The sequence below is a fragment of the Pseudomonas sp. IPO3747 genome (genome assembly GCF_013385245.1).
Taxonomy (GTDB): Bacteria; Pseudomonadota; Gammaproteobacteria; order Pseudomonadales; family Pseudomonadaceae; genus Aquipseudomonas; species Aquipseudomonas edaphica.
On the sequence record NZ_JACAQL010000011.1, the window covers coordinates 119,777 to 144,706 of the forward strand.

Here is a 24,930-nt window from a genome sequence, read left to right on the forward strand (position 1 = left end):
CGTGGGAATGCCGCCCCGGACGCTTCGCGTCCCGATGTCAGCGCTTATGTGAGCCTTGTGAGCTGCGACGCGGAGCGTCACGGGATGCGTTCCCACGCGGAGCGTGGGAACGATCAGTCAGCGAAATCAATGGGTTGACGCTCCAGGCGCCGCCCAGAGCCGTGTACAGGTTCACCTCCGCGACCAGTTGCGCCAGCCGATCGACAATCAGCGCCTGCTGCGAACTGAACAAGGAACGCTGCGCATCGAGGAACGTCAGGTTGCTGTCCACACCGCTGCGGTAGCGGTGCTGGGCCAGGTCGTAATAGGCCTGGTTGGCGGCGACGAAATCCCGTTGCGCGTCCAACTGGTCGTTAAAGGTTTGCCGGGCGGCGAGGCCGTCGGCGACTTCCTGAAACGCCGTTTGAATGGATTTTTCGTACTGCGCCACCGTAATGTCTTTCTGCAGTTTGGCGTAGTCGAGGCTGGCGCGCAGGCTGCCGGCGTTGAAGATCGGCAGGTTGATTTGCGGCTGGAAGGTCCAGGTGCCCGCGCCGCCCTTGAACAGCCCCGACAGCTCCTTGCTGGTGCTGCCGGCGTTGGCGGTGAGCGTCACCGACGGAAAAAATGCTGCCCGCGCCGCGCCGATATTGGCGTTGGCGGCTTGCAGTTGGTATTCGGCCTGGAGGATATCCGGGCGCCGTTGCAGCAGGTCGGAGGGCAAGCCTGCGGGCAGGCGCGCCACCAGGTCATCAGCGAGCGGGCGCGACGGCAGGTTTTCATCCACCGGGCCGCCCACCAGCAGGGCCAGGTTGTTGACATCCTGGGCGACCTGGCGCTTATAGCGGGCCACGCTGGCGCGGGTGCTTTCTACTGCCGTGCGGGCTTGCACCACATCCAGTGCCGAGGCCTTGCCCGCGGTTTTGCTGCGGCTGGTGAGCTGCCAGCTGTGGTCGTTGGCGGTCAGGGTTTGCTGCGCCAGGGTCAGCAGCTCCTGGTCGGCGCGCCAGGTCAGGTAGGCATTGGCGACGTTGGCCACCAGGCTCAGTTGCGCGCTGCGCCGCGCCTCTTCGGTGCCCAGATACGTGAGCATCGCCTGCTCGCTGAGGCTGCGCACCCGTCCGAACAGATCCAGCTCATAGGCACTCAGGCCCAGGGTGGCCGAATAGTTGGAAGTGATCGCCGACTTGCCGGTGCCGGTCAGATCGCCCGGTACTTTCTGGCGTTTGCCGGCGCCGCTGGCCGATATCGCCGGGAACAGGTCCGCTCGCTGGATGCGGTACTGCGCCTGAAACGCCTGCACATTCAGCGCCGCTACCCGCAGGTCGCGGTTATTGGCCAGTGCTGCGCCAATCAGCTGTTGCAGCGCCGGGTCGTGGAACAACTGCTGCCAGCCCGGCTCGACCGCCACAGTGCCGGCTTGCGCCAGGCTGTAGACCCCGCCTTGTGGGTACTGCGCCGGCACCGGCGCAGCGGGCCGCTGATACTCGGGGATCAGCGAGCAACCGCCGAGCACCCAGGCCATGCCAACGGTGGTGAGGGTGAATTTTTTCATCAGGCGCCAACCATCCATTTGGCCAGGCCATGGCGCCCGCTGACGCCCAGTTTGGCGGCGGCACGCTTGAGGTAGGTTTCGATCGAGCTGTTTTTCACGCTGAGTTTTTCCGCCATTTGCGGCACGGTGCCGCCGGTCAACAGGCCCAGGCACACCTCCTGCTCACGCGCCGACAGGGTGATATCGCTGAGGGACAGGCGCTTGTAGAACTCGCGCTGCAACTGTGACTGTTCCAGCTGGCTGTGGGCTGGTTCGGCCTGGCTGTGAGGGGCCTGGCGCAAAATCCGCGCATGCCGTTCCATCAACGGCAACAGGGTGTCCGACAAGCACTTGAGAAACGACAGTTCTGCCAGGGAAAAGCCTTGTTGGGTCGGCGGGCGGTAGAACGAAATCACGCAGCGTCGGTTGCCCTGGCGCGAGACCAGGTTGCACTGGTGCGAGGTGCCGCGTGGGTGTGCGCTGTTGGCCTTGGCCTTCATCTGGATCAGCAACGGGTCTTGCATGCGCAGCATTTCCCGTAGCAGCGGGTGGTCGTTCAACGCATGTACGGGCTGGGGCGCCAGCAGGTGTTTTTTCAACCCGGCGCTGCCCAGCAGCTGAATATCGATCGCGCTGTCACGCAGTTCGTCGAGTGTCCATTCACTCAGGTCGACCAAGTGAATCGGCACCCATTTATCCACCAGATGCAGCATGTTGGCGGCGAAATTTTCCTGGCCGCTGTTTGAAATCAATTCACCCATTTCGGCGTAGAACTGCGGGCTGTGGGCGCCGCCAATACTAGAAGTCAGACTCATAGCCATCTCATCCTTGATGTCGAAAACCGTCAACGGGTGCCCTGGGTCTGTGTGGGGCGGCCCGTACTCCTTGAACGTGACTCTTCTTCAGCGTCATTCGGCGTTCGAGATTTTATTTAGCCATAGCGATTTGTCCTACGTATGTAGCGGAAACGAGGGACACAAGCTGCCATAAAAACTACGTCATTAATTCGACGTTTCAGACGGAGAATTCCGCCAACGAAAAACCATGGCTAAAAATTAGAGCTGATTAACCAATTGATATTTATAGTAAAAATAAGTAATTGGGGCGTGTTGAGAAAAACTGACTGCGGCCATGTGTAGTCAATTTCCTACAGCGCTTTAATCGTTTCAGCAGTCAACCATCAGCCAAGCCCGTTTCCATCCATATGAATGTCCGGGTTTCGGGTGACAGACACCTTCGGGTCGCCATGCTCAAATCCGGCAATTTTGGCGAAATGGGCCCGTGTGCGGCCGTGCCGGACTCCTATTGAGAAGGATCTTATGAAGCATTCCCCAAGCTTCCCCCTGACTGCCGCCCAGCAGGACATCTGGCTCGACCAACTGCGAGCAGGCGACTCGCCGCTGTACAACATTGGCGGCTATATGGATTTCGCCGGCCCCTTGGTGCCGGAACTGATCCAGCGCGCCGCCGAGCTGCTGGTGGCCAAGCACGATGCCTTGCGCACCCAGTTGCACACCGATACCGACGGCTTGCCTCGACAGACCTTCGACGCTGCGCTGACGGTGCAGGTACAACGGCACGACTTCTGCGCGCTGCAAGACCCGCAGGCCGCGAGCCAGGCGCTGATGCAAGCGCAAATGGCCCGGCCCTATGCGATGAGTGGTGAACCGTTATTGCGGTTTGTCCTGGTCAAGCTCGATGACGACCACTACCGCCTCGGCATCCAGGCCCATCACCTGATTCTCGATGGCTGGGGCTTTGGCCAGGTGCTGCAATCCCTGGCCCGGCTGTACACGGACCTTGAACAGGGGCGGCAACCGGAGCCGTACGCCCCGTCCTATATCGACTTTATCGACACGGACCTGCGTTACCAGGCATCGGCCCGTTACGCCCGTGACCGCGCGTACTGGCTGGACAAATACCAGGTGCTGCCCGAGCCGTTGCTGACGCCGCGCCACAATGCCCCGGCGTCGAGCAACACCTGGGTGGAGCCGTTCCCGGTGGTGCTGCTCAACCGCATGGAGCAAGTCGCCAACCGTTACCAGGCCTCGGCCTTCCATGTGTTGCTGGCGGCGCTGTACGTGTATTTCACCCGCACCAGCCAGCGTGAAGAGTGGGTGGTGGGGCTGCCAATTCTCAACCGTTCCAACGCGCGTTTTCGTTCCACCGTGGGCTTGTTCACCCAGGTCAGTGCAGTGCGTTTCCAGTTCGATGCGCAATTGCCGTTCAGCGCGGTAGTGCGCGGTGTGCGTGACCAGCTCAAGCAGGACTTTCGCCACCAGCGTTTTCCCCTGAGCGAGATGAACCGTGAACTAGGCCTGCGCCGTACCGATCGCGGCCAGTTGTTTGATTTGTCGGTGTCCTTTGAGCAGGACGATCACGACCTGCGCTTCGGCCAGGTCCAGGCCCGCGCGGTCAAGGTATCCAACTACCACGAGCCGCTGCCGATTGCCTTCCACCTGCGCAGCAACCGTTACCAGGACACTGCTTGCCTGCACTGCGTGTACAACGAGGCGTGGTTTCGCGAGGACGAGGTGCAGGCGTTGGCGCAGCGCTTTACCTGGCTGCTGGAGCAGGGGTTGGCAAATACCGCGTTGACGCTGGCTGAGTTTGCCTTGGTGACGCCGGCCGAACAGCTCCGGTTGCAGCAGTGGAATGCCACCGCACAAGCGCCTGCCAGCGCGCAAACACTGCATCGGCGCATCGAGGCGCAAGCAGCGCGCACGCCTGACGCCATTGCGGTGGTGCATCAGGACCGGCAATTGACCTACGCCCAGCTCGATCAACAGGCCAATGCCCTGGCCCACCAATTGCTCGAACATGGCGTGCAGCCGGATGACCGTGTGGCGATTGTGGCGCGGCGCGGGTTGGACACCGTGGCCGGGTTGCTGGCGATCCTCAAGGCCGGCGCCTGCTACGTACCGGTGGACCCGGCTCACCCGGCCGAGCGCCTGAGCTACCTGCTGCACGACAGTTCCCCGGTGGCGGTGCTGGCCCAGCACAACGTGCTGGCGCGCCTGCCGATGCTCGACGTGCCGATAATCCGTTTGGACCTGCCGACGCATGGCCGCAGTGACAGCCCACCGGTGGCGGTCACGCCGTCGAACCTCGCGTATGTGATCTACACCTCAGGCTCCACCGGTTTGCCCAAAGGCGTGATGGTTGAGCACCACACCGTGTCGAACCTGGTGGACTGGCACTGCCGCGCCTTCAACCTGCACGCGGGCAGCCAGACGGCCAGCGTGGCCGGCTTCGGTTTTGACGCAATGGCCTGGGAAGTGTGGCCGGCGTTGTGCGTGGGCGCGACCTTGCACTTGCCGCCGGCACAGGACGACGCCCAGGACATTGATGCGCTGCTCAACTGGTGGCGTGCGCAGCCGTTGGACGTGTGCTTTTTGCCGACGCCGGTGGCCGAGTACGCCTTCAGCCAGCGCCTGCAACACCCGACCCTGCGCACCCTGCTGATCGGCGGCGACCGCCTGCGCAGTTTCAGCCGCGCACAAACCTTCGACGTGATCAACAACTACGGCCCCACTGAAGCCACGGTGGTCGCCACCTCCGGGCGCGTCGAGGCGGGCCATGCGCTGCACATCGGCGCGCCGATCGACAATGCCACGGTGTACGTGCTGGATGAACAGCGGCGCCCGGTGCCGATTGGCGTGGCGGGGGAGCTGTATATCGGCGGCAAGGGTGTGGCGCGGGGTTACCTGAACCAGCCTGAACTGAGCGCCGAGCGCTTTGTGGATGACCCGTTCACCGCGGGCCGGATGTACCGCACCGGTGATCTGGTGCGCTGGCTGCCCGACGGCAACCTTGAGTACCTGGGCCGCAATGACGACCAGGTGAAAATCCGTGGCGTGCGCATCGAACTGGGGGAAATCGAGTCCGCGCTGGCCAGCCATCCGGCGGTCCAGGAAGCCGTGGTGCAGTGTCGCGAAGGCCAACTGCTGGCCTGGTTTGTGGCCCGGCACAACGTCGAAATCGAAGCGTTGCGCGCCCATTTGCAAGCCTCGCTGCCCGATTACATGCTGCCGGCGGCCTATGTGCAGTTGGAGGCGATGCCGCTGACCGCCAACGGCAAGCTCGACCGCAAGGCGCTTCCTGCGCCCACCCAGCAAGCCTTTGTCACGCGCCAGTTCGAAGCACCGTACGAAGGCGCGGAAACCCTTCTGGCGCAGATCTGGGCTGAGCTATTGCAGGTGCAGCAAGTGGGGCGCCATGACCATTTCTTTGAACTGGGCGGCCATTCGCTGTTGGCGGTGCAGTTGGTGCAGCGCATGCGCCAGGCCGGCTTGCATGCCGATGTGCAGGTGTTGTTCGGCCAGCCGACGCTCGCCGCGCTGGCGGCGGTCAGTGGAGGCAGTGAGGTACAGGTGCCGGGCAATCGTATTGCGCCAGGTTGCAGCCACATCACCCCGGACATGCTCGCACTGGCCGAACTCGACCAGCCGAGCCTGGATCGTATCGTCGCCGGCATCCCCGGTGGGGCTGCCAATGTGCAGGAAATCTACCCGCTGGCGCCGTTGCAGGAGGGCTTGCTGTACCACCACCTCACGGACGCGCGCGACCCCTACCAGCAACATGCGCTGTTCAGTTTTGTCCGTCGCGACCAGTTGGAGGCGTTTGCCCAAGCGTTGCAGCAGGTGATCAACCGTCACGATATTCTGCGCACCAGCCTGGTGTGGGATGCGCTTGAACAACCGATGCAAGTGGTGTGGCGCCAGGCGCAGTTGCGCGTCGAACCGCTGCACGATCAGCACGCACCGCTGGATCTGCGCCAGGCGCCGCTGATGGCACTGGATTACGCCGAGGAGCCGCACAACCAGCGCTGGGTCGCCAAGTTGCGCTTCCATCACCTGGTCAATGACGCCACTTCGACCACTGTGCTGGTGGATGAAATTCGCGCCCACTTGCTGGGCCAGCAGGCGCAATTGCCGGAACCGGTGCCTTACCGCAACGTGGTCGCGCAGGCCCGCTCGGCAGCGCGCCAGGCGGCCCATGAGGCGTTCTTTCGCGAGCGCCTGGCCGACGTTGACGAGCCGACCCTGGCGTTCGGCTTGCAGGAGCGCCAGGCCAATCGCGCCGACATCGAAGCGGCCGAACGGCCCCTGGCAGACGCCCTCAACCTGCGCCTGCGCGCCCAGGCGCGAGCGCTTGGGGTGAGTGCCGCGAGCCTGTTTCACCTGGCCTGGGCCCAGGTACTCAGCCGGGTCGCGGGCCGCGATGATGTGGTGTTCGGCACCGTGTTGCTCGGCCGTTTGCAAGCCGGCGAGGGCGCCGACCGTGCCTTGGGCATGTTCATCAACACCTTGCCGCTGCGCGTGCGCCTGGCCGGGCAAAGCGTGGTCGCTGCGCTGGCAGACACCCATGCGCAACTGAGCGCGCTGGTCGCCCATGAACAGGCATCGCTGGCCCTGGCCCAGCGTTGCAGCGGTGCATCGCCGCTGTTCAACAGCCTGCTCAACTATCGGCACACGGCGGCGGACAGGGACCTGAACCTGGTGCCGGGCATTGCGCTGCTCAGCAGCGAAGACATCCTCAGCTACCCGCTGATGCTGACGGTCGACGACGTCGCCAGCGGCTTTCGCCTCACGGCCAAGGCGCCGCGCAAGGTCGGTGCCGAGCGCTTGCTGGATTATATCGAGACGGTGTTGTGCGGCCTGGCGGAAGCCCTTGAACACGCGCCGACCACACCCCTGCGCGAGGTACAGGTGCTGCCGGCCAGCGAACTGAAAACGCAGTTGCTGGACTTTAATGCGACCCACACCGACTACCCCGAAACCCTCACCGTCCAAGCCCTGTTCGAAGCCCATGCGCGGCAGATTCCCAATGCCATTGCGGTGCAGGCCGGCGAACGGCAGTTGACCTACCTCGAGCTCAACGAGCGTGCCAACCAGCTTGCCTTTCACCTGCGCGAGCGCGGCGTCCAGCCGGATTCGCGTGTGGCCCTGTGCGTCGAGCGCGGGCTGGAACTGGTGGTGGGGTTGCTGGCGATCCTCAAGGCGGGCGGCGCCTATGTGCCGCTGGACCCTGGCTACCCGCGCGAACGCCTGGCCTACATGCTCAGCGACAGTCAGCCCGTCGCGTTACTGGTGCACGCGGCCACCCGTGACTTGCCCGGCGAGGTGTCGATGCCGGTAATCGACTTCGACCGCTGCGCCTGGAGCCAGGCACCTGGCGGCAACCCGTTGGTGCCCGGTTTGAGCGTCGCCAACCTGGCCTACGTGATGTACACCTCCGGTTCCACCGGCACGCCCAAAGGCGTGATGATCGAGCATCGGGGCTTAAGCAACCTGATGCACTGGGGCTCCCGGTTGTGCCCGAATGCCCAGGGCGGCGCCTTGTTGCAACGTGCGCCGTTCAGCTTCGATGGCTCGGTGTGGGAGCTGTTCTGGCCGCTGACCAATGGCATGCGCCTGGTGCTTGCACGGCCCGATGGGCACCGTGAACCGGCGTACCTGGCCCAGGTGATCCGCGAGCAACAGATCAGCGTGATCAAGTTCGTGCCGGCGATGTTGCAGCAGTTTCTGGAACTGGAAGAGTCCGCGCTGTGCACCAGCCTCACCGACGTGCTCTGCGGCGGCGGTGAGCTCACTGAAGCCCTGGCCCGAGGCGTGCAGGCACGCTTGCCCAACGTGCGCTTGCATAACGTCTACGGCCCCACCGAAGCCACGGTGGACAGCAGCGCCTGGACCCTGGAACCCGGCGCCGCCGTGCCGGCCCTGCAACTGCCGATTGGTCGGGCGATCAACAACACCCGCCTGTATGTGCTGGATGAACATGATACGCCGGTGCCCATTGGCGTCAGCGGCCAACTGCATATCGGCGGCGTCGGCGTTGCGCGGGGCTATTTGGGCCTGGAACAGATGACCGCCGAGCGCTTTATCGACAGCCCGTTTGTGGCCGGTGATCGGCTGTATCGCACCGGCGATCTGGTGCGTTACTTGCCCGATGGTAACCTTGAGTTCCTGGGGCGCAATGACTTTCAGGTCAAGCTGCGGGGCGTGCGCCTGGAGCTGGGCGAAATCGAATCGCGCCTGGCCGCGCACCCGGCGCTGCGGGACGTGGCGGTGCTGATTCGTGATGAGCGTTTGGTGGCGTACTTTACCCTGCGCGGGCAAGCGCCAAGCCTGGAAGCCTTGCGTGCGTACGTGTTGGAACAGTTGCCTGAATACATGGTGCCGGCGGCCTTTGTGCAGCTTGATGAATGGCCGCTTAACCCGGCTGGCAAACTCGACCGCAAGGCCTTGCCGGAGCCTGGGTTGGAGGCGGTGGTGAGTCGCGCGTATGAGCCGCCGCAGGGTGAGGTGGAAACCCTGATGGCGGGCATCTGGGCCGACGTGTTGAAACTTGCTCGGGTAGGGCGTCACGACCACTTCTTCGAGCTGGGTGGGCATTCGTTGTTGGCCGTGAACCTGGTGGCGCGGATGCGCAAGGCCGGGTTAGAGGTGGATGCGCGCACCTTGTTCAGCCAGCCGACGTTGGCGCAATTGGCGGCCTGCACCACTGCTCAGGTACAGCGCGTAGAAGTGCCGCAAACCGCGATCCCCCAACTCAACCGCCGCCGCCGGATCTGAAGCCTGGAGGCGGGCGATGTGGGAGCCGGGCTTGTCGGGTCGCCGCATCGCCGCGATAGCGGTAGTTCAGGCAACGCCTCTGTTGCTGATACGCCGCTATCGCAGCATGGGTATCTACACAACGTTTGAAGGCAGCCAATTTCACCTGTGGCGAGCAGGCTTGTCCTGCGTTGGGCTGCGAAGCAGCCCCTAACCCAGACGCTGAGTTCTTTCAGGAAAACTGCAGTGCCTTTACTGGGGCCGCTTCGCAGCCCAACGCAGGACAAGCCTGCTCGCCACAACAGCTCTAACCGGTTGTGTGGATACCTATGGCTATCGCAGGCAAGCCAGCTCCCACACTTTTAGATCACAGTCAGGCAGTTGTTTTTGAAGGATTCAGGCACTCGATAGAGCGGTCCACCGTGGTCTTGGCCACCTCAAGCAAATGCCACACCGCCAGAATCTTCGCCCGCTGGGGACTGGCCAGCAGATCACCGCAATTGAGCGCGGTCGCTGAAGCGCTGTCGAGCAAGCTGGCGGTGTAGAGCAGGGCGTCTTCGAAGCTCAGGTCTTCGATTTGAACACCCTTGGAGGGCAGGTAATGGTCGATGGCGCGATTGAAGGCGGCGCGGTCTTTGGCGGCGTTGCGGGGTGGGTCGGGGACGACTTTTTTCATGGTGTACCTTCGCGTTAGATAAGGGACGGACACCCTTCGCGACTAAACGAGGGTGGCGGCTGTACGCAGGTTAGTCGACCGGCCCAACACGCAAAATCCGGCGCACCCGAAGGTGCCCTGCGCACAGCCACCATAAAACCTCATGGAGGACCATGCACGCGTTGGAAGGTCGGGCGACTAAACCCGATCACTGATAAGCAGTGACGGATCGCAGACTAGCCACCGATTCCAACGGGCACAAGGCGGCAGGGATTGTCTAGGAAACGTCCTGCAATTAAAAGAGACACGCCTTGCTGGCCCTTTACAAACCATGACCAAACGCCATCAACCGCAGGTTCCGATTTGATCGTTCCCACGCTCCGCGTGGGAATGCAGCCCGCGACGCTCCGCGTCGCAAGTGCGCAATGGTGGAGAGACGCAGCGCGTCCCAAGAGGCGTTCCTTTGCTGCGCGTGGGAACGATCGCCATCAACCGCAGGTTCCGATGGAACCTTTTTTGCCGTCACCACCAACACACTGTGCAGTTTCGCCTGAAACGTCGGCGTCAGCGTTTCGACGCCGTTGGATTTTGATGGACAACCTGGCTCATGACCCCAACGCTTGGACACTTTCAGCCTTTCATACAGACGCGCGCGCCGACGTTGCCTGCCCCTCGCACTGAGGCCGACACCTCCAGCCTGCCGACGCGCGCGCAAACACGGCCGGCGGATGATCAACGCTCAGCGACGCAAATCTACAAGGACAACCCCATGCTGGGCACGGGCATCATGTCACGCGCCTATGGCTGGAACCCACAAAGGCGTGAGCGCCAAACCCGATTGATCACCCACTTGAAGCGACAGGTGGGCGACTTTACCGCCGCCAACCCAGACCCCGTGTCGCGCGCCGACGCCATGTATCGCCTGGCGCGGGTGATCCACCACATCGACAACGACCCCTGTCTGCGCCGGGTCAAAGGCAGTTATCCAGGGGATGGGCGCCTGGACGTGCAGGGTATAAAAGGGTTTGCGTCCGAGGTGGACCGCCTGACTCAGTTCGCCGAGCAAGGCTACCGCGTACTGGTGGAGGGCGGTCGTGGGGTCGTCTGGCCAAAGCCTGCCCCCCACGGCCGCGCAGCAGGTGACCGACGCGCGGTGCAGGCAATCACTGTGAATCCCTTGTTCAAGGCACTTGATAACGTGCTCGACGCGAACGAACGGCTCGCCTTCAAAGTGCTCGTAGGCGGTGACTGGAACGACCCCCGGTTACCCGCCGATGTTCGTGCAGCCAGTGCCGCGAATGCTGAACACCTCCTTGAATTCATTGATCAGCAAGGCGGCGCCCATTCCACGGCCAGTAACGGCGAAATAGACGGAAGGGTGGAGGACGTTCCTGACCTTCCTGCGTCTTACCTGACACGTGAGCATTTCACTTACCCCGGTTCTGAAGCGCGGCGGCTGTCGGATTTTGCTTATGTCGGTTATGCCGTGTTTGAGAAGCGCTAGCCGTGTTGCCGACGGGCACGTACTGCTGGCGTTCAATATCCTGTTGCATCACTGCGCAAATTAACACCAGCGCATGTCTGGTGTGTTGTGTTGCAAGGGGCATCGCCGGGATGTTTGAAGTGGAACACGTGTGAGAGGCAAGTAATACCGTTTATCGGATGAGTGCACTGTTTTTGAGAGGGATATCTTCTGTTGTACGCGTCTTTTTGAATGAGGGGCTGAGGGTGTTTGTAGATTGATAGTTTATAAGGTATTAATTCTGTACGGATAATAACTTGGCGTTGAAGGTTGGTTGCCTGTTATTGGTAGTGCGCAATTATTAGTCATCTGATTTGATTGAAAGATATTTCCTATTGTTTGGTCCGAATTCTCCTACGTCTGCGGCGTGAGAGGTTTGCATTTTTTTGCAGTAGAGCTAAATTGGCTTTGTTAATTTTAATAGAAGATTGAAAAACAACCCATTCATAACTACTCTGGAGAAAGAAGATGAAAACTGTTGAAGAGTTTTGCGAGTCGGTTTTTTATGGTGAGTTTGGTTTTACATCATATGGCGGCAGACTTGGTGGGTCAGACTTCTATGCTGCCTTCGCGCTTGAAAGCGATGGTGCCTTTTCCATGAGGTGATTAATGAACGTCTATTTATTAATTAGGTCGGGTGCGTTAGCGACTCTTTTTATTAAAGAACAATTGAAGGAGCCTCTTGCGTTATTTTGGATCGTCCTCTCCCCAGTTGTCACCTTTTACTTAATTATGTATGCCCGGATGACCCGTGCGGAAATGTCGGCTGATTACATTTCGGTGACCTCATGGTTCTATGCCTTCGTATCGTCGAGTGTCGCCATGTTTGGGCTGGCGTTTTATATAGTGGGGAGAAGAGAGAGCGGTTTTCTTCGATCGTTTGTCTATACGAATCGCACGAAGAGGGTCTTTCTTGTTGGTCAGTTTTTGGCCTATTCAATTATGTCAATGGTTTATTGTTTGGTGTTCTATGTTCTGACGCGGGTGTACTTTGGTGAGATGAGTTTTGTTGAATTTCTTGTTGTCGCTGGAAGATTCTACATTTGCTTTTTGCTGTTTTCGATACCGTCACTGTTATTGACGCTGGTTCCGCTGGGGTTTCAAAATGCGAATACTGTGTTTTCAGTGTTGTCTTTCCTGATGTTAGCGCTGGGGATTGTGAGTATAAGCTCGTCCCATCCGGTGATCGAAGTGGTGAAGTTTTTCAATCCGATGTGGTGGGCTAACCAGATTATGCAGTGGGGTGTCTTTGAATCTTTATCTGTAGTGATGACCATTGTAGTTCTGTTTGTTTTGTCGCTGGCTGTGGTCTATAAATTTTTGCTCGTCAATCCGGTTTGGAGTCGTTACTGATGAAACGCTTGATTGTGAATTCGCTAGGCGTCCGGTATGAGCGCCATACGGTATTTAGTAAGGCGTCAATGGTGGTCGAAGCGGGCTCCATCTCAGGCTTACTGGGGCCTAACGGATCTGGAAAAACTACTTTTTTTGATGTGATTTGCCGTCTGAAGAAAATGGAGGCCGGTGAGATAGTCAATTCGTTCTCAACGTTTCTTTACTTGTCTCAAGTTATCACTACGCCTCCAGTGCTTCGAATGTTTGATGTGTTTAAAATGATGATGATTTTTTGTGCTGATGTGCCGGTTACTCAAAAGCATGCGTTAGAAAAAATCGAAATGTGGAGCCCGGGGGTTGCCGAGCGCTATTGCGACATCTGGAACAAAAAATCCTCGCTTTGCAGTTATGGAGAAAAGCGTTGGTTTTTTACGCTGTCTCTGCTCGCTGTAGGGGCCGATCTGGTCATTCTGGATGAGCCTACAGCGGGCGTGGATCCGGAGTTTCGTTATCATATTTGGAGGTGTTTGGAAGGCGCTGCGCAGCAGGGTGTTGCTGTTCTCGTCTCGTCACATAACGTTGACGAAATCGTCAATCATTGCGATGACTTTTACATGCTGAGTCAGCAACGCTTTAACCGCTTTACTGACGCAGGAGGGTTCATGGGGGCGTATGACGCCAAAAGCCTGGATGAGGCCTTTATTCACGCGGCAAGCTTGCCAACAAATTAAGTCAGACTTTGCCGCGCGACGTTATTTACCTATGGGAACAAACGCCACGCTGCCACCCGAGCGCTTCTGGAACAACCGCTCGCCATTATCCGGCTGAGTGGTGATCACCGTGTGATCCGCGCCCAGGTAGGCCAGCGGCGTCGGGTCTTCCTTGGAATACTGCGCGACGATAATGGTGTGCTGCGGGTCGAAGCCCTGGCCGCTGGTTTTTTCCAGCCAGGCCATCAAGGCGGCGCTGTCGCCCTGGCGCGGGAAGTCCTGGGTCTCGCTGACGTAGTAGAACGGTTTGCCGCCATTTTGCAGGTACATCGGCACCTTGTTGTCGACTTCTACCATCACCATCTGCCAGTGAGCCCACGGCGCACTTTTGACCGCCTCGGCCTGTACGTCGTCGGCGAAGCGGGTCACGCCGCCATTGCCGTTGACCCAGGGATAGATCCCTCCGAGCACCAGCAACAGCAGGCCTGCGGTGAAACCGAAGCCTTTTTGCCAACGCGGCCAGCTGGCGGTTTTTTGCTCCAGGCGTTCACTCAACCACCAGGCCGCCAACAACTGGGCAAAAGGCACCAGCGGCAGCACGTAGTAGCTGCGCCGGCTGCCACTGGCGGTGAAGAATACAAACAGCAGGCCCAGGCCCCACACCAGCCAGCGCACGTTCGGTGGCGTGTGGCGCCAGTTGCGCAGCGCCAGCCACAGGCCCAGCAACCAGCACGGTGCCCAGGGCAAGGTGTAGGCGGGCAGGTAGATCAGGTAGGTGTAGATCGGCCCCATGTGGTCGAACGGGTCGAAGAAACGCACGACGTTTTCCTTGAACACCAGTTCAAGGCCACTCTCGCCGTAAGTCGGCGCGCCGTAGAGGTGGGACAGCACGAAGGGAATCGCATAAAACGCCGCTGCAATCAGCATGGCCAGCAGCAGGCGCAGGTTGAGGTGGCGCTTGTAGCGGTGCTCGCTGAGCAGGTGCGGCAGCAGCACCAGGCCCGGCAGCACAAAACCGATCAAACCTTTGAACAGCGAGGTGGCCGCCAGCAGCAGGAAAAACACCGTGTAGCGCCCCAGCCGCGTGTCGTCCGGCCCGCGCCAATACCACCACACCGCCGCCAGCACGCCGCACACGGTGAGGATATCGGCCGTGGCCACGCGCGCCCAGAACAGAAAGTAGAAGGTGGTGGCGAGCATCCAACCGGCAATCAGCCCGGTGCCTTTGCGAAACAGGCGTTCGCCGATCAGGTACACCAGCCAGATGCTCAGCCACGCCGCAATCACCGACGACAAACGCAGCGACCAGGGGCCAAGCCCGCCCATCAGGTTGGCGAAGCCGGTGATCAGCCAGTAGGAGGGCAGGGGTTTGTCGTAGTAGGGCGCGCCCTTGAGGTAGGGGTCGAAGTAATCACCGCTTTGCAGCATCTGCAACGCGATGTTGGCCCAGCGGGTTTCCGGCCCCCACAGGTCGCGACTGCCCAGGCCCAGCAGCAGGAGCAGCGCCGAGACGCCCAGCAGCAGCACCAGGGCGCCGCGTTCGGTTTTGAAGACACTCATGGGCGGCTCTCAAGGCAGACGTAACGTTAAGGAAGCTGCGGATAAATAATCAAGAGCAGGGCGCCTTTGCGATAGCGCTTGCCACCCGGTGGCAGTTGCCCTTCTTCGCGGTGTTCGCTGGTGCTGCGCACGCGCATCAGCACACCGACCGAACCTTGCTGGCGCGCCTGCGCAAGCCAGGTCTGCACGCTGTCCAGGTCGACCTTGCGGTGCACCGAGTCGGCGTACTTGAGGCCATAACGCAGCTCGCCTTCGGTGTCGTAAAACGCCACTTCCGTGCGACCCAGGCGCCAGGACAAGGCCGACGCCGAGCCCAACTCGTTGCTGATCAAAGCATGGGTTTGTTGCAATTCGTCCAGATGCTCAAGCACGAACTGGTCGGGCATTTCGGTATCGGTGATCATTTCCGGCATGCCCGCCGGCAGCAACGCCACCAGCAAACCGATGCCCAGTGCCGGCATTGCCCACAGGGTCAGCGGGCGCAGCGCTTGCAGCAGGTTGGCGAGGATCCAGGCCAGCAATACGATAAACGCCAGGGACAGGCTGAACATCTCCGCGTGGCTGTTGCCGTACATCGGGTTGCTGATTTGCAGGTAGATCAATGCCACCATCGCCGCCAGGCCAATCACGGCGTTTACCAGCCCGTTGATCAGGATCGCGCGGGCCTTGCCTTGCTGGATCAAGTCGATCAGCGCGTGGCCCATCAACAAGGCCAGTGGCAGCAGGCACGGCATGATGTAGGTCGGCAATTTGCCGCGGCTCATGCTGAAGAAGGCCAGGGGCAACAGCAACCACAGGGCCAGGAACACGATGGCCGGCTGGGCTTTGTCTTTCCAGGTTTTGATCAGTGTGGCTGGCAGCAACGCCGCCCAGGGCAGGCAGGCGACCACCATGATCGGCAGGAAGAACCACCAGGCCCGCGCATGCTGGGCATTGTCGGCAGAGAAGCGACGGATATGCTCGTGCCAGAAGAAGAAACGCCAGTAGTCAGGCTCCTGCAAGTGAATGGCCAAGGCCCACGGCACACACAAGATCGCGGCGACCACAATGGCCAGCGGGCCGTAGCGCAACAATTCGCCCAGGCGGCGCTGCCAGAGGATATAGGGCACGGCGATCAGCACGGGCAACAGCCAGGCCAGAAAGCCCTTGGTCATAAAGCCCATGCCGCAGGCCACGCCCAACACTGCCCAGGCACCCAGACGGCTGCGCGGCGTGCGGCTGTCGAGGGCAAACCACAGCGCTACCAGGCTGAGGTTGACCCAGAAGGTGAATTGCGGATCGAGGTTGGAATAACCTGCTTGCCCAGCCACCAGCCCGAAGCTCATGTAGAGCAGGGCGCAGGCGAAGCTTTTGCGCGGGTCGTTCCACAGGCGGCGAGCGATAAGGTAGGCCAGCACCACGCTCAGGCCGGTGGTCAAGGCCGAAGCCACACGCACACCGAACAGGTTTTCGCCGAACACCGCCTGCCCGAGGGCGATCAGCCAATAGCCGGCGGCGGGTTTTTCGAAATAGCGCACACCCATGAAGTGCGGTGCGACCCAATTGCCGCTCTGGAGCATTTCCTGGCTGATCTGGGCGTAGCGGGTTTCATCCGGGATCCACAAACCGTGCAGGCCCATGGGCAGTAGATAGAATACCGCGAAGGCCAATAGCAATAGAGGTAAGGGTTTAAGCAGTCGAGTCATGAAAACGTCGCTCCTTGACGTTTAATGGCGAAGTAAGCAGATGTGTAAAAGTTTGTAGGAAGAATCACTAAGTTCACTAAGTCGATGAAAGTATTCATGACGTCCAATAGTAGCGGGCGCAGTTGAACATGCCAGAACAGGGCTGTCGTTTTGCTGAACATGAAGAAAGTTATAGGTAAAAAAGTGTCTATAGCTTTTTAAGTACGGCGGCCCAGGCGGGGCCTTTCATGATGCCAAGCGTCTCGAATTTGCCGTTGGCCAGTACGCGCACGAACAGGGCACTGCCGTACTCGGAGAACGTCGCATGGGGGTAGCCCAGGGCGCTTTCGAAGTCGGCAATACAGCCGCTGTGGGTGACAAAGACGAGGTTACGACCAGGTCGTTTGCGGCTGAGCAGTTCTTCATCGATGTCCTCGCCACAGATGGTCTTTTCCCCAGCGGTCAGCTCGGCTTTGCCGAACATGAAGTGCGAGGTCTGTACCGTGCGCAAGGCCGGGCTGGCAACGATGTCGCTGTTTTCCAGGCCCAGTAGTTTGAAGGCCTTGCCCACTTCTTCAGCGCGTTGGGTGCCGACGGTCGTCAGGCCTTCAGGTGCGCCGAAGCAGGCATTGGGCGAGCGGTCGCAGCGCTCTTCGTGACGCACCAGCACGATCAGGTCGCCATTACGCCAGGCCGGCAGCACTTGCGAGGTCAGCAGGCGATTGCCGACGCTCAGGTCGCGCGGCGAGAACGGCCACACCAGGAAACCGGCGAGCAGCAAGCCGATAACGGCAAGGCCCGCCCACCACTTTCGCAGGCGCTTGAGATAGCCCCGGCGTGAGCGCGGTTTGGTCAGGGTAAGGTCAACCACATCATTCACCATGGGCACTGTCTTCAGTGTTTTATTCAAATAGGCGCAACGCACTGACGGATGCCCGTAGTTGAAGCGGAGCGTGTCATAGCGCTGCTGTCTTTTGGCTGAACATCCGACGGTTAAAAGTTGCCGTGGGCGGTAACTAACAAGTTGCCGTCTAGCGACGCATGGCGGGCAATTTAGAGGGGCGAGGGTGGGCAAGCGGTGAAATCCATGTGAAAAATTTGCGTGGGGCCGTCAACCAGCCGTTATGCTCGTTTGCAGTCCTTTAAACGAGCGTGTTTATGTTGCAGGTGCAAGGTGTTGTTAAAAGCTACGCCACCCCGCAAGGTCCACTGCCGGTGCTGGCGGGTGTCGACCTGTACCTGGGAGAGCGTAGCAGCCTGGCGCTGATGGGCGAGTCCGGCAGCGGAAAAAGTACGTTGCTGCATCTGGTCGCCGGGCTCGACCGTGTGGACAGTGGCACTGTTCAGGTGGGCGAGCAGCGCCTGGACCAACTGAGCGAGGCGCAACTGGCGCATTGGCGGCGTACCGAAATCGGCCTGGTGTTCCAGCAGTTCAACCTGATCGGCAGTTTGCGTGTCGACGACAACCTGGCGTTCCAGGCACGTCTGGCCGGGCGCTTCGACCCGCAATGGCAGGCGCAACTGGTTGAGCGCCTGGGCCTGGGCGATTTGCTCAAGCGTTATCCCGAACAACTCTCCGGCGGCCAACAGCAGCGGGTTGCGGTGGGCCGTGCGTTGGCCTCGCGCCCCGGCTTGTTGCTGGCGGATGAACCCACCGGCAATCTCGACGAGGCCACCAGCGATGACGTGCTGCAATTGCTGCTGGACCTGCTGCGAGACAGCCCCACCAGCCTGTTGATGGTCACCCACAGCCCGCGCATCGCCGCGCGCCTGGACCGCCAGGTGGTGTTGCGGCGTGGTCGTGTGGTCGCATGAGATGAGGGTATTTTATTGGGCACTGCGCGCATTGTTGAGCCATTGGCGACGACACCCGGTGCAGTTCTTCAGCGTGCTCACCGGCTTGTGGCTGGCCACCGCGTTGTTGACCGGCGTGCAAGCCCTTAACAGCCATGCGCGCGACAGCTATGCACGTGCCAGCCAATTGATCGGCGGTGAGCCCCAAGCCAGCCTGACTGCGCCGGACAGCGCGAGCTTCCCGCAAGCACTGTTTGCCGAGCTGCGCCGCGCCGGCTGGCCGGTGTCGCCGGTGGTGCAGGGGCGGCTGCAGCTCAAGGGGCATGAAGATCTGCGCCTGCAATTGATGGGCATCGAGCCGTTGTCCTTGCCCGCTGGCGGTGCGGTGGCGGGGCAGCGCTTGAGCCAGGCGCAGATGCTCGGGTTTTTCAACCCGCCTGGGCAAACCTGGATCGCCGCGCAAACTTTACAGGCGTTGGGGTTGCAGGCCGGTGCGCGACCGTTGACGGCGAACGGCCAACGGTTGCCACCATTGCAGGTTCAGCCTGACATGGCTCCCGGCCTGTTGCTGACCGATATCGGCTTCGCCCAACCGTTATTGGACATGCCGGGGCGTCTGTCGCGCCTGCTGGTGGACAAGGCATTTGCCGCCACCCACCCGACGCCTCCCGCCGCGCTGCAACTCAAGCAAGGCGAGGACAACAACCTCTCGCGCCTCACCGAGAGCTTTCACCTGAACCTCGATGCCTTGGGTTTTTTATCCTTTGTAGTCGGCCTGTTTATTGTCCACGCCGCCATCGGCCTGGCCCTGGAGCAACGCCGTGGCTTGCTGCGTACCTTGCGTGCCTGTGGGGTCAGCGCGCGCCTGCTGATCGTAAGCCTGGCGGTTGAGCTGGGCGTGTTGTCGTTGCTGGGTGGCGTGTTGGGTGTGATCAGTGGTTACCTGCTGGCCAGCCTGTTGCTCCCGGATGTGGCCGCCAGCCTGCGCGGGCTGTATGGCGCCGAGGTGGCGGGCCAATTAAACCTCAGCCCGTGGTGGTGGCTGGCCGGCTTGGGCTTGAGCCTGCTCGGCGCGCTGCTGGCGGGCGCCAGCAGCCTGTGGCGCGCGTCGCGTTTGCCCTTGCTGGCGCTGGCCAATGCCCAGGCCTGGCATGAGGCACACGGGCGCTGGCTGCGACGTCAGGGTTGGGTGGCGGCTACTGCGTTGGCGATTGCAGTGCTGGCGCTGTGGTGGGGTAACAGCCTCGCCGCCGGGTTTGTGCTGATGGCAGCCTTGCTGCTGGGCGCGGCGCTCGGCCTGCCGGTGGTGCTCAATGGCCTGTTGACGGCGGTGCTTGGAGGTAGCCGTTCGGTGTTGGGCCAGTGGTTTCTTGCCGACTGCCGCCAGCAGTTGCCGGCCTTGAGCCTGGCGCTGATGGCGTTGCTGTTGGCCCTGGCGGCGAACATTGGTGCGGGCTCCATGACTTCGGGGTTTCGCCAGACGTTCAATAACTGGCTGGAACAACGCCTTACCGCCGAGCTGTACCTCAACCCGCAAAACCCGGCCCAGGCCGAGCAGCTTTCCACCTGGTTGGCGCGGCAACCGCTGGTGCAGGCGGTGCTGCCCACCTGGCAGGTGGCGGTGCAATTGCAGGGCTGGCCGGCGGATGTGTTCGGGGTGGTCGACGATCCGACCTATCGCCAGCACTGGCCGCTGCTGCAAGCCGCCAGCACACCCTGGGATCAACTGTTGCAGGGCGATAGCGTGATGCTCAGCGAGCAATTGGCGCGCCGCTTGAAGGTGGGCCTGGGCGACGCCATCAAGCTCCCCACGCCGCAAGGCGTGTGGTCGCCAAAAGTGGTGGGGGTTTACGCTGACTACGGCAACCCCAAGGGCCATCTGCTGGTCAATTCGCAACACCTGCTGGCGCACTGGCCGGGCCTGGCACCGGCGCGCTTCAACCTGCGCGTACTGCCCGGCAATGTGCCGGCGCTGGTGCAGGAGGTGCGGCGCGCCTTTGCCCTGGAGGACAGCCGCATCGTCGATCAGCAGCAGCTCAAAGGCTGGTCGAGCCAGGTGTTCGAACGCACCTTCGCCGCCACCGCGGCACTCAACAGCCTGACCCTGGGTGTCGCCGGTGTGGCGCTGTTTATCAGCCTGCTGACCCAGAGCCAAAGCCGCCTTGGCCAACTCGCACCGCTGTGGGCGCTGGGCGTGACGCGCCGGCAATTGATGCTGCTCAACCTCGGCCAAACCTGGCTGCTGGCGGTGTTGACGCTGGTGTTGGCCTTACCCTTGGGCCTGCTGCTGGCGTGGTGCCTGGACGCGGTGATCAATGTGCAGGCATTCGGCTGGCGCTTGCCCCTGCAAGTGTTCCCATGGCAGCTGGCGCAATTGCTGGGGCTGGCGATGCTTGCCACGCTGCTGGCCTCGGCCTGGCCACTGTGGCAGTTGTACCGCAGCCGCCCGGCGGATTTGCTGAGGACCTTTGCCCATGAAGATTAACGCCTGGTGCTGGGCCGCCGTGTTGCTATTGACCGCCTGCGACAAAGCCCCCGCGCCGCAGGAAAGCTTCGCCGGCCTTGGCAGTGAAGCGGCGGATTTCGCCCAGGTGGTGCCTGGCAAGGTCTTCAGCTTTCCCGAAGACCACGGCCCGCACCCCGGCTTTCGCATCGAATGGTGGTACGTCACCGCCAACCTCAAGGATGCCCAAGGCCATGTGTTCGGCGTGCAATGGACGTTGTTTCGCAACGCGCTCAAGGCCGGGCCGGTACATGCGGGCTGGCGTGACTCGACGATCTGGCTGGGCCACGCCGCCGTCACCTCCGCCACCCGGCATTACGCCGCCGAGCGCTACGCCCGTGGCGGTGTTGGCCAGGCCGGCGCCCAGGCAGCGCCATTCACTGCCTGGCTCGACGATTGGAGTTTTGCCACCCGGCCCGATGCCGCCAGCGCCTTGGCCGATATGCAACTCAAGGCCACAGGCCCACAGTTTGCCTACGACTTGCACCTGACTTCCAGCCGCCCGCTGGTGCTGCAAGGTGATAACGGCTACAGCCGCAAATCCGATCAAGGCCAGGCGTCCTACTACTACAGCCAGCCGTTTTTTACCGCAGCAGGCAATGTCACGCTCGACGGCACCACCTACCAGGTCAGCGGCCCGGCCTGGCTCGACCGCGAATGGAGCAGCCAGCCCCTGGCCGCGAGCCAGACCGGCTGGGACTGGTTCTCCCTGCACCTGGACCGTGGCGAGCAGTTGATGCTGTTTCGCGTGCGGCAAAAGGACGGCGCGGGTTACCTGACCGGCACCTGGATCGACCAGCAAGGGCACACCCAGACCCTGCATAACGCCGATATTCAACTCACACCGCTGGCCACCACCGAGGTTGACGGGCGCACTGTTCCTACGCGCTGGTCACTGAAAATTCCCGGCAAGCAACTGGATATCACGCCCCAGGCCGTCAACCCGAAGGCGTGGATGAACCTGAGCATCCCGTACTGGGAAGGGCCGGTGCAGTTTGAAGGTGGTGTGGGGTATCTGGAGATGACCGGGTATTAATCGCGGGTTTTTGTAGGCGATTTTTCTCTGCCGAGTAGGCAACTTCCCAAATGTGATTTCCCGCGCCCGCCCTTGTGTGCGGGCCGCCTGTGCTTGCCTATATTCCGACGCCATCTTCATTGCATCCGGGATGGAAGGCATGGCGCAGGGGTTCATCAATGACCGCACAACGGACTACGGCAGTTTGAAATCCAGGGCGATGGGCGGGGCGCCAAATCGTCAGCGTTCTGATCACTTTGACGTGTTGAACCGGCACTTACGTGCTGGCCTGGTAACACCGGGGCAACTGGTAATTATCCCTGACGACTTCAGCTTCAGCTGTCGCAGTGAAGAAGCTTGGTTGATGCGTTATGGCGAGCAGATTCGCTGGGGGCTGGAGCCATCGGCCGGTTCGGCGGTAATCAATAACTACGATTTGCTGCAGAGCTTGCTGGCGAACGGGTCGATTGGTATCGGCAGCGCCACGTCGGCGTGGGCACGGCATCTGGATGAGGTGGCGCAGACCCTGGAAGCGATTGAGCGCTTGCATCAGCGGTTGAAGGGCGGTGGGTTGGAGCGGGGAGAGTTTGCTCGTCAGCGCCAAGGGCTGTTTCGGCAGTTGGACGCGCAACTGCAAGGCGCGGCGCGGTTTGGCACGGGGTTGCGGGGCAATCAGTCGTTGAAGAAGGTGCTAGGGATATCGACCAAAAGCTTTCTGCATAAGGGTGAGATTGCGGGGTATGCGCAGCGGGTCGGGGACGTGGCGCAGGTGTCGAAGTGGTTGGGGAAGGGCACTTATGTGGGGTTGGCATTGGATGTGGGAGCAGCAGGATTAGAGATCAAGGAGGCGTGCGGGATGGGAAGGGAGGCGCAATGTAGAAGGGCGAGGTATGTGGAAACGGGAAGGTTGGTGGGGGCGGTGGCAGGTGCCGCTGTGGGCGGAAAATATGGTGCAGCCATCGCTCGTCGTGCATGCAACATCGTGTTGGGTATTTCTATGAAGGGGAATGGTGCGCTTGCCTGTGGCGTTATTGGAGGCGCCGCTGGAGGGTATGGCGTAGGCAATGAAGGTGGTGATTATGGAGCGCTTCTGGGTGGGAAAATCCTGGAGGTCAATGGTGATTTGATCTTCGAGCCAGAGGGCGCGTAACCATGGATTTTTTTCTGGTCTACTCAATTGTGTGGTTTGTTTGGATGTTCGTCGTTCTGGGGCTGATGCTTTTTGCCGAATATACAAAACTCGATGAGGTGGAAAGTTACTTCAGTCACAACGAGCGGGTTCGTGGCAACAAACGTTTTTGGAGACGAAAGGAGTGGATTGACAGGCAGTACCGCATGTTGCTGATTTTTGAGTTTCTGTCCGATTCAAAGCGCCACGTGAAAGCCGGTGTTGTGACCGAGGCCGAACTGGCGTCTGTGCCTTTAGCGCTCAAACGCTGGGTGTTATGGCCTTATTACCTGGGGTTTACCTGGCTGATCACAACCGTGGTCTGGTCCGTTTGGCGCAGGTGGGGTGACTTACCTATTTGAAGGAGGTTAATTTTTTCTAAAAAATACTGTTCATGCATACAGTATTGTTCTACATTCCATCCCAGGTGACCGGATGTCACCGATCACCTGAGCTTCAATTTTTTAACTATGGATGGATAAAAAATGAAACCAACCAAAGCCCTTATGCTGGGCGCGGCCATGATGGCCTCCTGCTTTATCTCGGCCTCTGCCCTGGCCGACCTGAACCTTCCCAAACTCACCCCCGGCACAGTCAGCCAAGGCGAGATTGACGCGCTCAAACCTGGCGGCACGCTCACTGCGGTGCCGATTTCGGAGGCGCTGCGGCAAAAGCTGCTGGAGGCGCGGGACCGCAAGACCAAGGCGGTCACTAAAGCGGCCAGGTCCGCACCGTTCAACACCGTCATCGGCACGTTGAAAAAGCCGAATCAGAGCGAGCTGAAAAGTGCAGCGGTCGCCGACTTTGTTCCGCTGTTTCCGACCCTGGATATCAACACCCTCTACACCATCAGCGAAGTGCAAACGGGCCAGGATTTCCCTTACCACTTCAACCTGCCAAAAAGCGCGCGGGTGCTGGTGCAGTTGATCAACCAGAGTGCCGGCGCCGACATGTCGCTGAGCCTGTTCCGCGACGACGGCCAAGGCAACCTGCAACTGCTGGCCACCGCTGATAACGCCGGCAATGCCGATGAATACATCGACGGCGTGCTGCCGGCCGGTGACTACTACTGGTACATGGTGGCCAAGACCGCAACCAATGCGCAGTTCAGTTTTGGCGTAGCGGCAGACACCAACATCGACGCCTTCGAGCCCAACGACACGCCGCAGGACGCCTTTGCGCTGCCGGACACCATGAACAAGGTGAGCGGCAACCTGGACAACGCCAACGACGTCGATTACTTCGACTTCAAGGCCGTGCGTGGCCAGGCCGTGAGCATGTACCTGGCAGGCGATGACAGTGGCAGCCGTAACCAGTGGATCTTCGAGCGCTTTGATGGCGTCAACTGGATCGTCGTACCGGCCGGCTCTACGTCCACCTACCCGAGCGTCACGCCGGGTACGACGGTCAAGGTGCGTGTGCGGGCCAACCCGGCCGTGACGCAGGATCCAAGCAAATATTACAAGTTGAGCCTCGGTTCTGCGCCACGGCTGAACACCTCGCAGGTAACCGGTGACAACATCGTGCGGGTGCCGGCATCGATATTCTGGATGGCGACTCAGGCGGGGCGCACATTGAACTGGACCACCAACTGGTCCGATTCCACGGGCGCGCCGCTGCTGGGCGTCACACCTGTGCTGCGTGTCGACAAGCGCTTTGAGGGCACCGAGTTTCATTGGACCGACTTCAAGGCCACCACCAACAGTGCCGGCACATCCCAGGCCAGTGCTGCGCTCGGTACCTGCTTTGGCGATAACCGTGTGCAGTACCCGGACAGCAGCACCGGCGTGCAGTACACCTGGGACACCACCTTCAACTTCGGCGGCTGGCGTATCGAGCTGGACGAGTTCCCGGGCGTGGGTGTCGGCGGTGATAACGTGCAGTATGTGACCTTTGGGCACATCTGCACCCAGGACATCATCCATTGATACCGTG

The 24,930-nt window shown here is 60.8% G+C and carries 17 protein-coding genes; 11 read left to right on the forward strand and 6 right to left on the reverse strand.

Annotation, left to right across the window (positions count from 1 at the left end; genetic code table 11):
• Positions 1–37: 37 nt before the first annotated feature.
• On the reverse strand, positions 38–1,534 hold the full coding sequence (gene adeC / locus HX790_RS18170; RefSeq protein WP_256349346.1) for an AdeC/AdeK/OprM family multidrug efflux complex outer membrane factor: 1,497 nt from the start codon (positions 1,532–1,534) through the stop codon (positions 38–40).
• Positions 1,534–2,328 carry a helix-turn-helix transcriptional regulator gene (locus HX790_RS18175; protein WP_026013880.1) on the reverse strand — a complete coding sequence of 265 codons (795 nt, stop codon included), beginning with the start codon at positions 2,326–2,328 and terminating at the stop codon, positions 1,534–1,536. Before HX790_RS18175 ends, adeC begins: the two co-directional genes overlap by 1 nt.
• A 504-nt stretch (positions 2,329–2,832) precedes the next feature.
• Between HX790_RS18175 and HX790_RS18180 the strand changes: the two genes are divergently transcribed.
• A complete protein-coding gene (locus HX790_RS18180) occupies positions 2,833–9,090 on the forward strand; it encodes a non-ribosomal peptide synthetase (protein ID WP_176991867.1) in 6,258 nt (2,085 codons plus the stop codon).
• A gap of 352 nt (positions 9,091–9,442) precedes the next feature.
• Here the strand turns inward: HX790_RS18180 and HX790_RS18185 are convergent, their stop codons facing one another.
• On the reverse strand, positions 9,443–9,745 hold the full coding sequence (locus tag HX790_RS18185) for a DUF6124 family protein (RefSeq protein WP_176991868.1): 303 nt from the start codon (positions 9,743–9,745) through the stop codon (positions 9,443–9,445).
• 640 nt (positions 9,746–10,385) lie between these two features.
• Here HX790_RS18185 and HX790_RS18190 point away from each other — a divergent pair.
• From HX790_RS18190 to HX790_RS18205, 4 genes are all read left to right on the forward strand, one after another.
• Entirely contained in the window at positions 10,386–11,228 is an 843-nt protein-coding gene (locus HX790_RS18190) for a hypothetical protein (protein ID WP_176991869.1), read from the forward strand.
• Positions 11,229–11,714: 486 nt separating this feature from the next.
• The gene (locus tag HX790_RS18195) at positions 11,715–11,852 is read left to right on the forward strand and encodes a hypothetical protein (RefSeq protein ID WP_176991870.1); all 138 of its coding nucleotides are present in this window, start codon (positions 11,715–11,717) and stop codon (positions 11,850–11,852) included.
• A gap of 3 nt (positions 11,853–11,855) precedes the next feature.
• The gene (locus HX790_RS18200; protein WP_176991871.1) at positions 11,856–12,599 is read left to right on the forward strand and encodes an ABC transporter permease; all 744 of its coding nucleotides are present in this window, start codon (positions 11,856–11,858) and stop codon (positions 12,597–12,599) included.
• Positions 12,599–13,312, forward strand: a complete 714-nt coding sequence (locus HX790_RS18205; RefSeq protein ID WP_176991872.1) for an AAA family ATPase — start codon at positions 12,599–12,601, stop codon at positions 13,310–13,312. The genes HX790_RS18200 and HX790_RS18205 overlap by 1 nt, the downstream gene beginning before the upstream one ends.
• A 21-nt stretch (positions 13,313–13,333) precedes the next feature.
• On the opposite strand, the gene HX790_RS18210 is transcribed toward HX790_RS18205, so the two are convergent.
• From HX790_RS18210 to HX790_RS18220, 3 genes are all read right to left on the reverse strand, one after another.
• A complete protein-coding gene (locus tag HX790_RS18210) occupies positions 13,334–14,851 on the reverse strand; it encodes a glycosyltransferase family 39 protein (protein ID WP_169988687.1) in 1,518 nt (505 codons plus the stop codon).
• A gap of 26 nt (positions 14,852–14,877) precedes the next feature.
• Positions 14,878–16,536: a lipid IV(A) 4-amino-4-deoxy-L-arabinosyltransferase gene (gene arnT / locus HX790_RS18215; RefSeq protein ID WP_017139564.1), complete on the reverse strand. Its 1,659-nt coding sequence runs from the start codon at positions 16,534–16,536 to the stop codon at positions 14,878–14,880.
• A gap of 187 nt (positions 16,537–16,723) precedes the next feature.
• The gene (locus tag HX790_RS18220) at positions 16,724–17,398 is read right to left on the reverse strand and encodes a histidine phosphatase family protein (RefSeq protein WP_026013879.1); all 675 of its coding nucleotides are present in this window, start codon (positions 17,396–17,398) and stop codon (positions 16,724–16,726) included.
• A gap of 275 nt (positions 17,399–17,673) precedes the next feature.
• Between HX790_RS18220 and HX790_RS18225 the strand changes: the two genes are divergently transcribed.
• From HX790_RS18225 to HX790_RS18250, 6 genes are all read left to right on the forward strand, one after another.
• A complete protein-coding gene (locus tag HX790_RS18225) occupies positions 17,674–18,330 on the forward strand; it encodes an ABC transporter ATP-binding protein (RefSeq protein WP_017139562.1) in 657 nt (218 codons plus the stop codon).
• 1 nt (position 18,331) lies between these two features.
• Positions 18,332–20,794, forward strand: coding sequence for an FtsX-like permease family protein (locus HX790_RS18230; protein WP_017139561.1), 2,463 nt, complete (start codon positions 18,332–18,334; stop codon positions 20,792–20,794).
• Positions 20,784–21,848 carry a lipocalin-like domain-containing protein gene (locus HX790_RS18235; protein ID WP_170040448.1) on the forward strand — a complete coding sequence of 355 codons (1,065 nt, stop codon included), beginning with the start codon at positions 20,784–20,786 and terminating at the stop codon, positions 21,846–21,848. The genes HX790_RS18230 and HX790_RS18235 overlap by 11 nt, the downstream gene beginning before the upstream one ends.
• Positions 21,849–21,987: 139 nt before the next feature.
• The gene (locus HX790_RS18240; RefSeq protein WP_176991873.1) at positions 21,988–22,977 is read left to right on the forward strand and encodes a hypothetical protein; all 990 of its coding nucleotides are present in this window, start codon (positions 21,988–21,990) and stop codon (positions 22,975–22,977) included.
• A 2-nt stretch (positions 22,978–22,979) separates the two neighbouring features.
• A complete protein-coding gene (locus HX790_RS18245; protein WP_017139558.1) occupies positions 22,980–23,357 on the forward strand; it encodes a hypothetical protein in 378 nt (125 codons plus the stop codon).
• 123 nt (positions 23,358–23,480) lie between these two features.
• A complete protein-coding gene (locus tag HX790_RS18250; RefSeq protein ID WP_176991874.1) occupies positions 23,481–24,923 on the forward strand; it encodes a hypothetical protein in 1,443 nt (480 codons plus the stop codon).
• The last annotated feature ends 7 nt before the right edge of the window (positions 24,924–24,930 follow it).

Excerpts from the sequence above, each read along its gene's own strand:
- HX790_RS18180 (WP_176991867.1), top strand. The coding sequence starts at position 2,833 with ATGAAGCATTCCCCAAGCTTCCCCCTGACTGCCGCCCAGCAGGACATC.
- HX790_RS18195 (WP_176991870.1), top strand. The coding sequence starts at position 11,715 with ATGAAAACTGTTGAAGAGTTTTGCGAGTCGGTTTTTTATGGTGAGTTT.
- HX790_RS18205 (WP_176991872.1), top strand. The coding sequence starts at position 12,599 with ATGAAACGCTTGATTGTGAATTCGCTAGGCGTCCGGTATGAGCGCCAT.
- HX790_RS18235 (WP_170040448.1), top strand. The coding sequence starts at position 20,784 with ATGAAGATTAACGCCTGGTGCTGGGCCGCCGTGTTGCTATTGACCGCC.
- HX790_RS18225 (WP_017139562.1), top strand. The coding sequence starts at position 17,674 with ATGTTGCAGGTGCAAGGTGTTGTTAAAAGCTACGCCACCCCGCAAGGT.
- HX790_RS18250 (WP_176991874.1), top strand. The coding sequence starts at position 23,481 with ATGAAACCAACCAAAGCCCTTATGCTGGGCGCGGCCATGATGGCCTCC.
- adeC (WP_256349346.1), bottom strand. The coding sequence starts at position 1,534 with ATGAAAAAATTCACCCTCACCACCGTTGGCATGGCCTGGGTGCTCGGC.
- HX790_RS18175 (WP_026013880.1), bottom strand. The coding sequence starts at position 2,328 with ATGAGTCTGACTTCTAGTATTGGCGGCGCCCACAGCCCGCAGTTCTAC.
- HX790_RS18230 (WP_017139561.1), top strand. The coding sequence starts at position 18,332 with ATGAGGGTATTTTATTGGGCACTGCGCGCATTGTTGAGCCATTGGCGA.
- HX790_RS18240 (WP_176991873.1), top strand. The coding sequence starts at position 21,988 with ATGGCGCAGGGGTTCATCAATGACCGCACAACGGACTACGGCAGTTTG.
- HX790_RS18220 (WP_026013879.1), bottom strand. The coding sequence starts at position 17,398 with ATGGTGAATGATGTGGTTGACCTTACCCTGACCAAACCGCGCTCACGC.
- HX790_RS18210 (WP_169988687.1), bottom strand. The coding sequence starts at position 14,851 with ATGAGTGTCTTCAAAACCGAACGCGGCGCCCTGGTGCTGCTGCTGGGC.
- HX790_RS18200 (WP_176991871.1), top strand. The coding sequence starts at position 11,856 with ATGAACGTCTATTTATTAATTAGGTCGGGTGCGTTAGCGACTCTTTTT.
- HX790_RS18245 (WP_017139558.1), top strand. The coding sequence starts at position 22,980 with ATGGATTTTTTTCTGGTCTACTCAATTGTGTGGTTTGTTTGGATGTTC.
- HX790_RS18185 (WP_176991868.1), bottom strand. The coding sequence starts at position 9,745 with ATGAAAAAAGTCGTCCCCGACCCACCCCGCAACGCCGCCAAAGACCGC.
- arnT (WP_017139564.1), bottom strand. The coding sequence starts at position 16,536 with ATGACTCGACTGCTTAAACCCTTACCTCTATTGCTATTGGCCTTCGCG.